Origin of the sequence: Neptuniibacter sp. SY11_33 (assembly GCF_047778025.1) — a bacterium.
Lineage (GTDB): Bacteria > Pseudomonadota > Gammaproteobacteria > Pseudomonadales > Balneatricaceae > Neptuniibacter.
The window spans coordinates 420,090-435,991 of the sequence record NZ_CP180543.1 but is presented as its reverse complement, the minus strand read 5'-3'; the positions used below and the strand labels follow the sequence as shown (position 1 = coordinate 435,991).

General features: G+C 44.3%; 11 protein-coding genes. 3 read left to right on the top strand and 8 right to left on the bottom strand.

Features of this window, described 5'->3' with window-relative positions; translation table 11 throughout:
- Nucleotides 1-9: 9 nt before the first annotated feature.
- Together ACMXYV_RS01960 and acnA are read right to left on the bottom strand one after the other, a co-directional pair.
- Complete coding sequence (locus ACMXYV_RS01960; protein WP_415890117.1) at nt 10-2,208, bottom strand: bacteriohemerythrin; 2,199 nt, start codon at nt 2,206-2,208, stop codon at nt 10-12.
- Between the two features lie 404 nt (nt 2,209-2,612).
- Entirely contained in the window at nt 2,613-5,330 is a 2,718-nt protein-coding gene (gene acnA / locus ACMXYV_RS01955; protein ID WP_415890116.1) for an aconitate hydratase AcnA, read from the bottom strand.
- A gap of 1,005 nt (nt 5,331-6,335) precedes the next feature.
- Here acnA and ACMXYV_RS01950 point away from each other — a divergent pair.
- Nucleotides 6,336-9,131, top strand: coding sequence for a bifunctional aconitate hydratase 2/2-methylisocitrate dehydratase (locus ACMXYV_RS01950; RefSeq protein WP_415890115.1), 2,796 nt, complete (start codon nt 6,336-6,338; stop codon nt 9,129-9,131).
- A gap of 151 nt (nt 9,132-9,282) precedes the next feature.
- Here ACMXYV_RS01950 and ACMXYV_RS01945 read toward each other — a convergent pair whose 3' ends face one another.
- A complete protein-coding gene (locus ACMXYV_RS01945; protein ID WP_415890114.1) occupies nt 9,283-9,639 on the bottom strand; it encodes a DUF3127 domain-containing protein in 357 nt (118 codons plus the stop codon).
- A 389-nt stretch (nt 9,640-10,028) separates the two neighbouring features.
- Between ACMXYV_RS01945 and ACMXYV_RS01940 the strand changes: the two genes are divergently transcribed.
- Together ACMXYV_RS01940 and ACMXYV_RS01935 are read left to right on the top strand one after the other, a co-directional pair.
- On the top strand, nt 10,029-10,481 hold the full coding sequence (locus ACMXYV_RS01940) for a hypothetical protein (protein WP_415890113.1): 453 nt from the start codon (nt 10,029-10,031) through the stop codon (nt 10,479-10,481).
- Nucleotides 10,482-10,518: 37 nt separating this feature from the next.
- Nucleotides 10,519-11,025 carry a DUF2059 domain-containing protein gene (locus ACMXYV_RS01935; protein ID WP_415890112.1) on the top strand — a complete coding sequence of 169 codons (507 nt, stop codon included), beginning with the start codon at nt 10,519-10,521 and terminating at the stop codon, nt 11,023-11,025.
- 55 nt (nt 11,026-11,080) lie between these two features.
- Here the strand turns inward: ACMXYV_RS01935 and msrA are convergent, their stop codons facing one another.
- The 5 genes from msrA to rbfA form a co-directional block, all read right to left on the bottom strand.
- Nucleotides 11,081-11,581, bottom strand: coding sequence for a peptide-methionine (S)-S-oxide reductase MsrA (gene msrA, locus ACMXYV_RS01930; protein ID WP_415890111.1), 501 nt, complete (start codon nt 11,579-11,581; stop codon nt 11,081-11,083).
- 234 nt (nt 11,582-11,815) lie between these two features.
- Complete coding sequence (pnp, locus tag ACMXYV_RS01925) at nt 11,816-13,921, bottom strand: polyribonucleotide nucleotidyltransferase (RefSeq protein WP_415890110.1); 2,106 nt, start codon at nt 13,919-13,921, stop codon at nt 11,816-11,818.
- A gap of 197 nt (nt 13,922-14,118) precedes the next feature.
- Nucleotides 14,119-14,388: a 30S ribosomal protein S15 gene (gene rpsO / locus ACMXYV_RS01920; RefSeq protein ID WP_415883313.1), complete on the bottom strand. Its 270-nt coding sequence runs from the start codon at nt 14,386-14,388 to the stop codon at nt 14,119-14,121.
- 122 nt (nt 14,389-14,510) lie between these two features.
- Complete coding sequence (gene truB / locus ACMXYV_RS01915) at nt 14,511-15,485, bottom strand: tRNA pseudouridine(55) synthase TruB (RefSeq protein ID WP_415890109.1); 975 nt, start codon at nt 15,483-15,485, stop codon at nt 14,511-14,513.
- 2 nt (nt 15,486-15,487) lie between these two features.
- Nucleotides 15,488-15,889, bottom strand: a complete 402-nt coding sequence (gene rbfA / locus ACMXYV_RS01910; RefSeq protein ID WP_415890108.1) for a 30S ribosome-binding factor RbfA — start codon at nt 15,887-15,889, stop codon at nt 15,488-15,490.
- Nucleotides 15,890-15,902: the final 13 nt, after the last annotated feature.

Below are 15,902 nucleotides of genomic sequence, written 5' to 3'. Positions count from 1 at the left end.
CCTCTGACATTAAATATCAGAGCAAAGTACGACCTGATTTCGCCCTTGCCCTTTTGCCATATACAAAGCTTCATCTGCCGCACTAAGCATTTGATTAACTTGCTTAAACCTTCCTTGTTCCCAACTAGAGATACCAATACTGACAGTCACCGCAATATTATGTTCTTCTACCTCAATTGAGAGCAGTTCAACATTATGACGAATACGTTCAGCAACTTTTCGCGCGGCATTTAAATCGGTCTCTGGCATCAGAATGGCAAACTCTTCGCCCCCCAAACGAGCGACAATATCGGTCTTACGTGCCGTATCTACACAGGCCTGATAAAAGACTTTTAAAACCTCATCTCCAGCCGCATGACCGTAGGTATCATTCACCCTTTTGAAGTAATCGATATCAAGCATTAGCAACGACAGCGGTCTGCGATAACGTTGCACACGTCCTAATTCATGTTCAGCCAACTTATTAAATTTGCGGCGATTAACCGCGCCTGTCAGCGAATCGGTTGAAGCTAAGCGACGATAGCGCTCATGCTCAATCGTCTTATGCTTAAGGTCCATTAACTGCCGTTGTTGATGAACCTTGTTCCTAATATCTGCCTGTAAAAGACTACGGCGGCAACTCTCATAGGCTTTAATCGTGCGCCCTAACTCATCGTCAGCAAACCGATCGGTAAAGACAAAACTTTGATCACCTTTCGATAAACGCACCATCGCCCGATTCAACATCGCAACCGGCGAGATTACACTGATATTCAACATCCAGCAGGCGAGCAACGTCAGGCCTGTTATTAACAACAAAATAAACGAAGTTAAGTACAATTTGAGCCGTGCGTCGGCAGCATTCTGATCAGCTAACTCAGTGATATCCATCACTAACTTATCTGCTAACGCTTTAAGTAGATCGATTTTTTCAGACAACGCAGAGAACCAAAGCGCTTCCGTTAATTGTATCTCTTCTCGGTTTTTGGTCTGCAAAACCCGATAAAGCTGCAGTTCCAGGCTCTCTACTTGTTGAAAGCTTTCGCTAGATTGCATCCTTTGATAAGCCTTCTGTTGGCTGATACTCGCCACCTGATTAAAGTATTGAATCAAACCTTGCTGTTGCCCCATCAACGAGATCAACTTATGCAGTTCAGATTGGTTCATGCGATCATCTGCCAGAATCAGCGTACCTAAAGCGCGTTCCTGACCAGCGACCTCTTTCAAATTCACTACTGAGGTAAAGCTAGATAGATGTGATTCCAACTCAGCATCTAACCCCATAAAGGTAAACGCTGCTGGTATTTTCAAAAGGTAATCAATTAACGCGGTGTAATAGTGCTGCATTTCAATAATGGACAGTTCCTGATTATCAACCTTTGCCCTTTGCTGGTCGATAACTTTCAGCCAGTTTGAAGCATCGATTAACAAGCTCTGTATTTGCGGAGAGAGATCATTCTCAGATAGTTTCCTTGCTCGATCTAGAAAACCTGTAATCGCCAGATCTGTTTGCAAGCGCGTTTTGGTTATATCGGGGGAAAAGACTTGGTATTGCGACGCTATCAACCCTGTAGTCAAACCCCGCTCAGCTTGTAAGCTATGACTTAAAGTATTTACTTCATGGGCAATCGCCGTAAGCTGGGACAGCTGCTCCATTGTTTGGTAACGGCTGATACTGCTACTTAGCAATACCAGACTTAATAACAGCATCCCTAATGCCGGTATAAATGCCGTTAAGAGAATTCTTTTTCCTAAGGGTAATCTCGCACTGATAAATCGTCCGATTTTAGAAAAAAATCGCTGTGGCTTATTGGTAGAGTCGGTCGCGCCTTTATCACTCAAACATTGATGATAAGACATATCATCAACAGCAATATGATTCAGTAGCCAATCAACGAGAAATAGATAAACATCCCGTGCAACTTCAACAGAATCAGCATGTAACAATTGCTCTTTGAGTTCTGGGATTTTATTGATGAAGGATTGATGACCTTGAATGTGCTCATCCAAGTCGGGATAACCACAGCGAGCAATCAGCGCTTCTTCTCGCTGAAAGTGCAAAGAGACATACTCTTCCAACTTCGTGAAAACTTGGCCAATGATCTCTTTTTCATGATTTTCTTCAATGGCGTTAGCGAGGTCAGAAATAATTGCCAACAACCGCTTATGGTCATTATCAATTTCTTCCACACCTACACTTAAACCCTGATTCCACTCGAAACCAGCCATACTGCACATCGCTCTATAAATAAGATAAGTCAGTCACAGCCCCAAGACATCCCCTGCCTTATCTATTTACCTTAATGCGCAAGCGCAGGCCGCTATACAAGTAATGATAATAAATACACACCAGAAAACCATTACGCCTTGGCATTAATACCACTAGATAAATTGTGGTTTAAAGCGACTATTTACCTGTGAATAAGCTTTCAGCCCACCTTTTTCAATCAAATTGTTAGATTGTGAGCAAATCTCCATACCCCCTGTATTCATTGGCATACAGCCATCCACTCTCAACCTATTAACGTACTTATCCACATAAAACTTGGATAAAACTAATGTCGATTTATTCTCAGACATAAAAAAACCGCCGATTAACGGCGGTTTTTAATTCCAAGAAAGGAACGTTGATGTTATGCGTTTGCAGCGATGATATCGCGTAATACCATCGGCAAGATGCCTTTGTGACGAATTTGATCCAGCTCAGAAGAAGTATCAACACGAGAGGTCAGCTCCAACTGCTGTGATGAACCGTCCGCGCGGTTTATAGTCAAGCCTACTGTGCCGCGTGGTTCCAGAGTATCGATACCACTCAGGTCGAAGGTTTCTGTTCCATCCAGATTTAGTGATGCACGTGTCACACCTTCCGGTAGCTGCAGCGGTAATACACCCATGCCCACCAAATTGGATTTGTGAATACGCTCAAAGCTTTCAGCGATAATCGCTTTAACACCCAGCAGTGCGGGACCTTTTGCAGCCCAGTCTCGTGATGAGCCTGTACCATAAAGCTTGCCACCGAATACAACAGTAGATGTGCCTTCAGAACGGTAGCGCTCAGCCGCATCGTAGATAGACATCTGCGCTGGAGCAGTATTAGAAGAGTAATAGTTTGTTACTGCACCAGTAGTACCAGGCAGCAGCAAGTTTCGAGCTTTTACGTTGCCGAAAATACTACGCAGCATGACATGGTGGTTACCACGACGTGCCCCCAAGGATGTCATATCCTCGTCTGCAACACCTTGTGAGCTTAGGTATTCACCTGGCGGTGAATCTGGACGAATTCGGCTTACTGGGGAAATATGATCGGTGGTTGTGTTGTCATCACACATCACCAACATACGTGCACCCGAAATATTGTTTAGTGCATCTTCAGGTGTTTCCAGTGAGAAACCATCGAAGAAAGAGATCTCTTGGATATACGTAGAATCTGCAGCCCAGTCATACACAGGACCCGTTGGAGATTCTAGATTCTGCCATGTAACAGGGCCATCTAAAGAGTTTTCGTAAGTTTCACGGAACGCTTTCGGATCCATGCATTCAAGCATGGTCTGGCTGATTTCAGCATTGCTCGGCCAGATATCTTTAAGGTAAACATCATTACCATTAGCATCCTGACTAATTGGCTGCTTGGTAACATCAATATTCACATTGCCAGCCATCGCCATTGCAACCACCAGCGGAGGAGACATTAGGAAGTTGGTATCAACATCTGGATGCACACGACCTTCAAAGTTACGGTTACCCGATAAAACAGACGCAGCAATAATATCGTGGTTCTGCAGCGCTTCTTCGATGCTTGGTGCTAGAGGACCGGAGTTACCCACACAGGTAGTACAGCCGTAACCAGCCGTATTAAAGCCCAGCGCATCCAGATGCTGCTGTAGTCCAGCTTTGGTTAGGAAGTCGGTAGCAACCGGTGACCCCGGAGCCAAAGACGTTTTAACGCCATCAGGTACTTTCATACCGAGTTCGTTAGCTTTCTTAGCGACTAGACCTGCTGCAATCAATAGACCCGGGTTAGAGGTGTTAGTGCAGGCAGTAATCGCAGCAATCACAATATCGCCGTCTTTTAACTCACGCTCAGGCAGTGGTGCAAAAATACCCGCTTCGTCCGCTTTCATCGGCGTTACTTTAACAACTTCAGGATTACGATCCCCTTCAGCAGCTGCTTTTTGGAAGACCTTACCAATCTCAGCTAGCGGTAATCTATCTTGAGGTCGTTTCGGCCCAGCTACAGACGGTTCAACGGTAGACAGATCAAGCTTCAGAAGATCGGTATAACGCGGCAATACCTGACCTGGTTTCCAAGCCATATTTTGTGCTTTGTAGTATTCGAGCGGTAGATCACCATCCCTGCCTGTTGCTCTCATATACTCAGCAGAAACTTCATCAAACGGGAAGAAGCCCATGGTTGCGCCATATTCTGGCGACATGTTTGCAATCGTTGCACGATCCGGCAGAGAAAGGTTGGCACAGCCTTCACCTACGTACTCAACAAACTTACCCACCACACCCGCTGGGTATTTACGCAGCATTTCGGTGATAGTTAGTACTAGGTCTGTAGCAGTAACACCTTCACGTAGTGCACCTGTTAGTTCAACGCCGACTACTTCAGGTGCTAACATCTGCATAGGTTGGCCTAGCATAGAAGCACCGGCTTCAATACCACCTACACCCCAGCCAACAATACCCAACGCATTCGCCATTGGGGTGTGACTATCCATACCAATTAGCGTATCCGGCGCCATCAATCCGTTAATATCTAGGTAGCCCTGAGCCAGATACTCTAGGTTAACCTGATGCACAATACCTGTTTGTGGTGGAATGATTCGGATCGTTTCGAATGCCTGCGCACCCCATTTCAAGAACGCATAACGCTCTTTGTTGCGTTCCGCTTCTAGTTCACCATTGATTTTTAGTGAAGCCGGGCTGCCCGTATTGTCCATTGTTACCGTATGGTCGATAACAAGATCTGCACGTACTAAAGGTTCAATAATTGCCGGATTCAAGCCCATACGCTGAACCGCTGAACGCATCGCTGCAAAATCAACAATCGCTGGCGTACCACTCAAATCGTGCATGATGACACGACCCGCGGTGAAAGGAATTTCGATCGGCTTTGTACCTTGGTGCTCGGTCCAACTTCCAAGCGCCTGAACCTGCTCAGCGGTTACACCGTTTTGGCCAACATTTCGAGCAATGCCTTCCAAGATAGGACGAAGTGAAAAAGGTAATGCATCAAGGTCGATACCGAACTGTTCTGCGGTATCAGGAAGACTATGGTAGCTGTGCTCTGTACCTGAGAGTGTTCTAACAGAGCTAGATGGATCGAAATGGGTCGGGCTTGTCATTTTTTATACCTCACGCAGATAGGACGCGGCTAAAGCTATAACCTTTATTTTTAAGAGCCCCGTTCACTGCTGGAACTGCTCGATATCCTTGTTGGTTATATTTCAGGCGTCACACGAACCGCTATTGCAGAACATCCGAGATTTTATCGGCCGTCGTTTCCGATATTTTCTGCAATACAATTTATTACTTCATTAAGATTGTCGACAATATTAGACAATAACCGACTCAAAGCAAGTAATACAGGCACTAAATTACATAAATTACATACAATCTAAGACTATTTGCTAGTAAAAACGGGTGTTTTTTGAACAGTTCAGAAGGTATTTGAATCTAGTTCACTGCACTCAAAGTAGAACTTGGAATTGGATTATGAAATCAATTAGGAAGCGATTTTTAGAATATAGATTGATGGTGTACTAAGAAAACTAGAGGCGCTTAACACATCAACTGCTGTAATATAGAAACTAAAAATCATCCTTAGTTAATTTGGTTTCAACAGTGGATAAAAACTTCCCTAAAGAAATCCTTCCCTGAGAAAAAACGGATAATTAACCAAACTGCTGTTTGGCTAATTTAGATAATGAAAGCTGTAATCAAACTGCGTATATGGAAGCAGAACAGGTTAATACGGTTTGAGTATCCAATTGATCCCTCTACAAACGAAACCAAGGACTGGCAGGCTTTGCACCAAAAACAGGCATATAGACAAATCCTAATTAAGCCACGTCCTATAAAATGATTATTATTATCAATTAAAAAAACAATTAAGATCAGATTTGAATGATTATTATTTTCAACAAAGGCAAAAACTGCCATTTTTTATAATAAAAATAGATACCTACAACCAATGTATACCCTCTTTAAAAGCCTTGATTTAAGTACTATTTTTTAAATTTATAGCGACTATTAGCCTCATTTAAATAGTTTTGATTGAGCTGATTGCCTGTTTTTTTTTATAATCTGCGCACAAATCATAACTAGATTTAAGTGAGACGTTGGACGCCATGAGCTACTATTCTGACTACCTAGAAGAAATTGAGGTTCGTAAAAAGGACCTGGGTCTAAACCCAAAACCAATCGATAGCGCTGAATTGCTATCCGAAATCATTGCCCAGATCAAAGACACTGGTAATGCAGAGCGCGAAGCTTCTCTAAACTTCTTCATCTATAACACGCTACCTGGTACTACTCCAGCAGCTGGTGTTAAAGCGGCTTTCCTAAAAGACATCGCTCTAGGTAAAGAAACTGTTGCTGAGATCTCTCCAGAGTTCGCTCTTGAGCAACTGTCTCACATGAAAGGTGGTCCTTCTGTAGAAGCACTACTAGACATCGCACTTTCTGACGACGCACAAGCTGCTGCAGCTGGCGAAGTTCTTAAGTCTCAAGTATTCCTATACGACGCTGATACTGCTCGTCTAGCGGACGCTTTCAAAGCGGGCAACGCGATCGCTAAAGAGATCCTAGAAAGTTACTCTAAAGCAGAGTTCTTCACTAAGCTTGACGAGATCCCAGAGACAATCAAAGTTATCACTTATATTGCTGCAGAAGGTGACATCTCTACTGACCTTCTTTCTCCTGGTAACCAATCTCACTCACGTGCGGACCGTGAATTGCACGGTAAGTGCATGATCTCTCCAGAAGCTCAGCAAGAAATCGCTGACATGGTTAAGCAAAACCCTGATGCTAAAGTGATGCTAATCGCTGAAAAAGGCACCATGGGTGTTGGTTCTTCTCGTATGTCTGGTGTTAACAACGTTGCACTATGGGCTGGTGAGAAAACTTCTCCATACATTCCATTCATCAACAACCGTCCAGTAGTTGCAGGTACTAACGGTATCGCACCTATCTTCCTAACTACAGTTGGTGTAACCGGTGGTATTGGTCTTGACCTTAAAAACTGGGTTAAGAAGACTGATGCAAACGGCGAAGTTGTTCGTGACGCAAACGGCGATCCAGTACTAGAAGAAGCATACTCTGTTGCTACTGGTACAGTGCTAACAATCGACACTAAAGCTAAGAAGCTTTACAACGGTAACGAAGAGCTAGCAGACGTATCCGACTCTTTCACTCCACAGAAAGTGGAATTCATGAAAGCAGGCGGTTCTTACGCGGTAACTTTCGGTAAGAAACTACAAACGTTCGCTGCTGAAACTCTAGGCGTTGAAGCTCCAGCTGTTTACGCACAATCTAAAGAGATCTCTCACGAAGGCCAAGGCCTAACTGCTGTTGAAAAAATCTTCAACCGCAATGCTGTAGGTGTAACTTCTAAGACTCCTCTACACACTGGTTCTGACGTTCGCGTTAAAGTGAACATCGTAGGTTCTCAGGACACTACTGGTCCTATGACTTGTCAGGAACTTGAAGCGATGGCTGCTTCTACTATCTCTACAAGCGTTGACGGTGCTTTCCAATCTGGCTGTCACACTGCATCTGTATGGGACAACAAAGCTAAGGCTAACACGCCTAAGCTAATGGCATTCATGAACGCATTCGGTGTAATCACTGCACGTGACCCGAAAGGCGTTTACCACTCAATGACTGACGTAATCCACAAAGTATTGAACGACATCACTGTTGATGACCGTGCAATCATCATTGGTGGTGACTCTCACACGCGTATGTCTAAGGGTGTAGCATTCGGTGCTGACTCCGGTACTGTTGCGATTGCATTGGCGACTGGTGAATCAGCAATGCCAATTCCAGAGTCAGTAAAAGTTACCTTCAAAGGTGCTATGAAGCCTCACATGGACTTCCGTGACATCGTACACGCGACTCAACAGCAAATGCTTAAGAAGTTCGCTGGCGAAAACGTTTTCCAAGGTCGCGTAATCGAAGTACAGATCGGTACACTATTAGCTGACCAAGCGTTCACGTTCACTGACTGGACTGCAGAAATGAAAGCGAAAGCTTCTATCTGTATCTCTACTGACGAAACGCTAATTCAGTCTCTAGAGCTTGCTAAGTCTCGTATCCAGATCATGATCGACAAAGGTATGGAAAACGAAGCGGGCATGCTACAAGGTCTTATCGACCTAGCTGACAAGCGTATTGCTGGCATCAAGTCTGGTGAAGAACCAGCGCTTGCTCCTGATGACAACGCTAAGTACTTCGCTGAGCTAGTTGTAGATCTAGATCAGATCGACGAGCCAATGATTGCTGACCCAGACGTTAACAACGACGACGTTTCTAAGCGTTACACTCACGATGTTATCCGTCCGACTTCTTTCTACGAAGGCCGTGAAGTTAACCTAGGCTTCGTTGGTTCTTGTATGGTTCACAAGGGCGACATGCAGATCATCGCAGCAATGCTACGCAACCTAGAGAAGAACGGCCCTATCACGTTCAATGCACCTCTAGTTGTTGCTCCGCCAACGTACAACATCGTTGACGAGCTAAAAGCTGAAGGCGATTGGGATATTCTATCTAAATACGCTGGCTTTACTTTCGATGATGAGCATCCGAAAGAAGAAGCACGTACTAAGTACGAGAACATCCTGTACCTAGAACGCCCAGGCTGTAACCTATGCATGGGTAACCAAGAGAAAGCGGAAGCTGGTGACACTGTACTAGCAACTTCTACTCGTCTTTTCCAAGGCCGTGTTGTAGAAGACTCTGCTGAGAAGAAAGGTGAATCTCTACTAGGTTCTACTCCAATGGTTGTTCTTTCTACTATCTTGGGTCGTTTCCCAACGTTGGAAGAGTACAAAGCAGCTGTTGAAGGTATCAACCTAACGTCTTTCGCTCCACCAAGCGAAGACCTAAGCGTTGCGCCACAAGCTATCCCAGCTGCACGTATCTAATCACTAGATAACGTCAGCAATAAAAAGCCCCGATGATTCGGGGCTTTTTTGTTTCTTTTAAAAAAGTAGCTAGAAAAAGCATTAGGCAACAGCTAACACTATCACCTCATTCGTTTCTTTATCGATCTGTAGGCCACTTAAAGCTGCTTATTTAGAACGGAATATCGTCGTCAAAGTCAGCAGGCTGAGGTGCGGGCGCCGCATTAGAGTTAAAGTACTCTTGTTCAGAGGCTTCTGGAGATGACGCTGACTGAATCTTCCAGCCCACAAGGTTGTTGTAATAACGACCGTTATACTCTCGACCACGAATATCAAAGCTTACTGTAACTTCCTGTCCAATCTGCAACGATTCAAGCAGACTAACCTTATCTTGAACAAACTCTAAGTTGATCTCTTGAGGGTATTTACCGTCGTCAACGGTCACGACCATTTCACGTTTCGTGAAGCCACTATTGAACGTTTGCGGATCTTGGATCAGTTTAATTTTTCCAGTTAGCTCGTAACTCATGAATGCTTTCCAAAGGTATCTAAAATTTCAAAATTGATCTCATTAAATCAAAAATAAAAAAAGAAGTCTTCGTGAGAATACAAAACTGCTATTGAAGGTATCAACCTAACGCCCTTCTCTCCATCAAGCTGAGATCTAAGGGTATACCCACAGACGATTCCCGTTGAATATATAATCATTAGATACTGGTGTAATAAAAACTCCATTAGTTCGTTTTTTGTTTTGCTCGGGAGCCAAATACTGGCTTAACCATCACCACAATCAATAGCATTCCCACTTATATATAAGTTATATTCGGCATCAAGAGTAAGGAAAGCTCATCTATTTTAGGGAATAATCGCTCTAGAACATCGCTCTCCTCACACTCCCCCATGATGTGAGAAATATTTATGAAATTAAAAACCTTATTATTAGCAGCGGTCCTATTTCTAACTGGTTGCATGTCATCACCAGCCATAGTTAAACAGGACCCTAACTTGTCTACAGAAAATTCTACAAAACTAGTTATTTACCGCCCAGCGGACGACATATTTGGTATTGCCACAGAGCTACGAGCATTTATAAATGATCAATATGTCGGAAAACTAAATTCAGGGGGAGCGAGCATTGAAAGGCTCGTTTCCTCCGGCACCAACCTAGTCGAAGTAAAATCTTACTTCTTGGGAATTCAGGATGGGCCTATAGCTAAAATCCAAGTAGATACACAAACAGGCCAAAGTCTCTTTTTAAGGCTGACTCGAGATCCTGGAATGCCTGTTGTGAACGGAAATGCGACTTATAGCATAGGCGCAGAGTCCAAATTAATAGAGGCTTCACAAGAAAGCTGGGTGTCGAGAAGATAAAAACCAATTAAGTAAGATTTAACTTAAGGATGGATAGATGAAAAATCTAATTGTATCTATTGCTCTTGTTTGCCTACCCTCCATTTGCCTAGCTGCTGACATTAGTGATAGCAAGAGACTACTTATCGACCGCTTATTAGAACAAACAGGGCAATCAAGCAAAGACTCAGCCGCTTTACTCTCTAAAGCAATGGTTAGCCAAATGCTTCCGGCTATTCGACATACACAGCCTAATTTAGAAGCTCGCGCTTATCCAATCATCGCAGACGAAATTCAACAGATTGTTTTGGACAAGTTTCTAAATGACAGCACCATAGCTGAACTGATGTATGCTGCTTACGCCCCCCGCTTTAACAAACAAGAACTGGAAGCAATCATTAAATTTTACGACAGCAATGCTGGCAAGAAGCTAATCAAAGAAACTCCCGCTATTATGCAAGCGAGTATGGTTGCAGGTCAGGATATTGGACGAACGTTACTACCCTTGATAAATGAACGCATAAAAGCTCGATTGCAGCTAGAAGGCATAAAAATCGAACAATAATTAAAACCGCCATTTTGGCGGTTTTTAATTATCTAAGAACCAACAGTCCTAACTCTTAAGAGCGCTTAGGCAACACCCAGTCAGGACGTGGAAAGTGGCAGGTATATCCACCAGGATAGCGCTCAAGATAATCCTGATGCTCCGGTTCTGCCACCCAAAAATCACTAGCAGCTTCGACTTCAGTTACCACCTTACCTGGCCACAAGCCGCTGGCTTCAACATCAGCGATTGTATCTAACGCCGTTAGCTTTTGCTCATCATCCAAAAAGTAGATCGCAGAGCGGTAGGATGTACCGCGGTCATTACCCTGCCTATTAGGCGTGGTAGGGTCATGAATCTGGAAGAAAAACTCTAATAAGGTTCGGTACGAAATCAATTCTGAATTAAATAGGATCTCAATACCCTCAGCATGCGTACCATGATTTCGGTATGTAGCGTTAAAGACATCACCACCGGTATAGCCTACACGAGTCGCTATAACGCCCGGTAATTTACGAATTAGGTCCTGCATACCCCAGAAACATCCACCAGCTAGTACTGCGCGTTGTTCACTCATTCAGATATCCTCCAATTTAAAAAGCTAGCAATAGACCTGTATATCTTTGTTATAGCGCTTGTCAGAAAGTTCCCACAGCTACTGCGCTTTGGTCACAAAGTACTTAATTTCTACGGTCATTTACCGATTAGGGTTTATCTCAGCCACAAAAAAACCGCCGAGAAATCGGCGGTTTTTTTTCAATCTTTAGCCACTAGTAGCGAAGCACTTTCGCCACTAGCTACTTAAAGAAACTTAGCTTACTGCATCATCAGCAAGCAGGTCTTTCATAGATAGTTTAATACGGCCACGCTGGTCTACGTCCAGTACTTTAACCTTAACCATCTGATCCATCTGGATGTAGTCAGTTACTTTCTCAACACGCTTGTTGTCGATCTGAGAAATGTGAACTAGACCATCTTTACCCGGTAGGATGTTAACGAATGCACCGAAGTCTTCGATACGTACAACCTTACCTTCGTAAACCTGACCGATCTCTGCTTCAGCAGTGATTTCGATAATCTTATCAGTAGCCGCTTTAGCCGCTGCTTTGTCTGCAGCGTATACGCGAACTGTACCATCGTCTTCGATGTCGATAGATGCGCCAGTTTCTTCAGTTAGTGCACGGATTGTTGCACCACCTTTACCGATAACGTCACGGATTTTCTCTGGGTTGATCTTCAACTGAGTCAACGCAGGAGCATTATCTGGAAGCTCTGGACGAGCGTAACCGATAACTTTAGCCATCTCTTTCAGAATGTGAACACGTGCTTCGTATGCTTGCTCAAGCGCGATGTCCATGATCTCTTCAGTGATACCAGTGATCTTGATATCCATCTGAAGCGCAGTGATACCAGTTTCAGTACCCGCAACTTTAAAGTCCATGTCACCTAGGTGATCTTCGTCACCCAAGATATCAGTTAGGACAGCAAAACCGTTCTCTTCTTTAACAAGACCCATTGCGATACCCGCAACTGGTGCTTTAAGAGGAACACCTGCATCCATCATAGATAGAGACGCGCCACATACAGATGCCATGGAGCTAGAACCGTTAGATTCAGTGATCTCAGATACGATACGGATTGTGTATGGGAACTCTTCTTGAGTTGGAAGAACTGCAGCAACACCACGACGTGCTAGACGACCGTGACCAATTTCACGACGACCAGCACCCATCATACGACCACATTCACCTACAGAGTATGGAGGGAAGTTGTAGTGCAACATGAATGGATCTTTACGCTCACCTTCGATCGCATCGATGATCTGCTGATCACGTGCAGTACCTAGTGTACAAGTCGCGATAGACTGAGTTTCACCACGAGTGAATAGTGCAGAACCGTGAGTACCTTGTAGTACGTCGATCTGAACATCGATACCACGAACGGTTTTATTATCACGGCCATCGATACGAGGCTCACCCGCAACGATACGACCACGAACGATCTCTTTTTCCAAAGAGCTAACGATACCAGATACATCACCTGCAGAAGGCTGACCTTCTTCTTCGCCCGCTAGATTTTCTACCGCTTGAGCGCGAAGCTCAGCCAGTGCATTCTGACGCTGCATTTTATCAGCAACTTGGTAAGCAGCTGTGATGCCTTCGCCTACTTCAGCACGTACTTTAGCGATTAGATCTTGATCTTTTTCAGGTGCAGTCCAAACCCAAGCTTCTTTACCTGCTTCAGCTTTAAGTTCGTTTACAGCGTTAACAACTGCCTGCATTTCCTGATGAGCGAATAGAACCGCACCAAGCATTTCGTCTTCTGAAAGCTCTTGCGCTTCAGATTCAACCATAAGAACCGCATCAGATGTACCTGCTACAACCATGTCTAGCTCAGACGTAGCTAGCTGCTCATAAGATGGGTTTAAGATGTAACCATCTTCTTCAGTGAAGCCAACACGTGCAGCACCGATCGGGCCTTGGAATGGGATACCAGAAATAGCTAGTGCAGCAGACGTACCGATCATCGCTGCGATATCTGGATCGTTTACTTTGTCAGCAGACATTACTGTACAAACAACCTGAACTTCGTTCATGTAACCCTTAGGGAACAGTGGACGAATTGGACGGTCGATCAGACGAGAAGTAAGCGTCTCTTTTTCAGATGGACGAGCTTCACGCTTAAAGAAACCACCAGGGATACGGCCTACAGCGTAGTATTTCTCTTGGTAGTGAACAGAAAGAGGGAAGAAACCTTGACCTTCTTTTGCTTCTTTAGCGCCAACAACTGTACAAAGTACTTCGTTACCACCCATTTTAACCAGGACAGAACCTGTCGCCTGACGCGCAACGCGGCCAGTTTCGATAGTTACTTCCTGACCACCAAACTGGAATGTTTTAGTAGCTACTTGAAACACAATAATTTTCCTTTAAATAATTTGGCGGGGCAGTTCGCAGATAACTTTCATGCCTTCTGTCTTGCCAGTACTCAAATAAGCTCTTCCAGAAGATTTAAAAACTCATTTGAGTACGGGCGGGATGAAATAGTTATCTTTTCTTACCCCTGATAAAACCGGGGCCATACATTGTATGGCCCCAGAGAATTCACACTAACTTAGCGACGCAGACCTAGACGCTTGATCAGCTCAAGGTAACGATCAGCATCTTTACCTTTTAGGTAGTCCAGCAGCTTACGACGCTGGTTTACCATGCGAATCAGACCACGGCGAGAGTGGTGGTCGTGTTTGTTCGCTTTGAAGTGACCTTGAAGACCTTCGATGTTAGCAGATAGTAGAGCTACCTGAACTTCTGGGGAACCAGTGTCGCCTTCAGCGCGAGCGAAATCTGCAACGATTGCCGCTTTTTTCTCAGCAGTTAATGCCATTTTCATACTCCTAAAAAATATGCACACGATCATAAGATCGCCGGATTAAAAAGAAACGATGCACCGAGCATATTTTCAGTACAACGCCACATCGGCCCTCTTACGAGAACCAAATAAAATCTTTATTGATCAGCCTCAGTGCAAATAAGGCGCTTAGGCTTTAATTGTTGCTCAATTACTTCGGCAACGCCTAAAAAGCGCTCTGCATCGCTATCCAGTGATGTCCCAAACAAGCGAATCAGGCTGCCTTCTGCATAATCAGCATTTGCTACCGCTTGGCCATGCATAATCAAACTGGTTTGCTGATCATTTAATCGAACTGCCGGTAGATCATCTACAGCAGCCCAGGCTGGCAATAATAGCTTATCCAGCTCGATTTGTATGCCTTTTTGCTCTTCTTCAGCACTGTTTTCGGGCACTAACTCACGTAGCTCATCCAAACTCATCATTCGGTCAGCCGTGAATGCACCAACATCTAGCCTATGGAGCATTTTGACATGCGCACCACAGCCCAGAATATGGCCGAGATCTTCGACAATTGAACGGATATACGTCCCTTTCGAACAGAAGACTTCTAGATCGATTTCGTCATCACGCAAAGCCGTTAATTTGATCTCATGGATCGTCACATTACGCGGCTTAACTTCGACCTGAATACCCTTTCGAGCCAGCTTATAAAGCGGCTGTCCTTGGTGCTTCAGAGCTGAAAACATGGAAGGAACTTGTTCTATTTCACCGCTAAATTCTGACTGTAAAATCGAATCGATTTTGTCTTCAGTCAGATCGGACGGAACAGGTTTTTCTTCGACTACAGCACCATCAGCATCACTAGAATCTGTCCGAATACCAAGCTTAGCCGTTGTGATATAGCGCTTATCAGAATCGAGCAGGTGTTGAGAAAACTTAGTCGCTTCACCTAAACAGATGGGTAACATACCGGTGGCAAGTGGATCCAACGCACCTGTATGACCTGCTTTAGCAGCATCATAAATGCGTCGAACTTGCTGTAGAGCGGAATTAGAAGAGATACCGGACGGTTTATTCAACAAGAATACACCGTCGACCGCCCGGCCTCGGGATTTTCTACGACGACCCACGATTATTCCTCGTCAGCGTCGTTATCAGCATTCTGATTTTCTTTGCGGATAGCCGCTTCAATCAGATGATGTAGATGTCTGCCACGTTCGATCGTTTCATCGAAATGAAAACGAAGTTGCGGCATTACTCGTAACTTAACATTACGGCACAGCTCTCCACGAAGGAAACCAGCAGCATTGTTAAGTACTTTTAGTGAATCAATAATTGCTTCTGCTTCATCTTTACCATTAAGTGGTAAAACAGTGATGTAGACATCAGCAAAACCTAGATCCTTACTGACTTTGACATGGCTAACAGTAACCATACCTAAGCGTGGATCTTTTATTTCAAACTGGATCAGCTGAGCCAGCTCACGTTGGAGCTGGTCAGCAATCCTAGATGTACGACTATAATCGCGTGCCATAAAGGTTATTTAT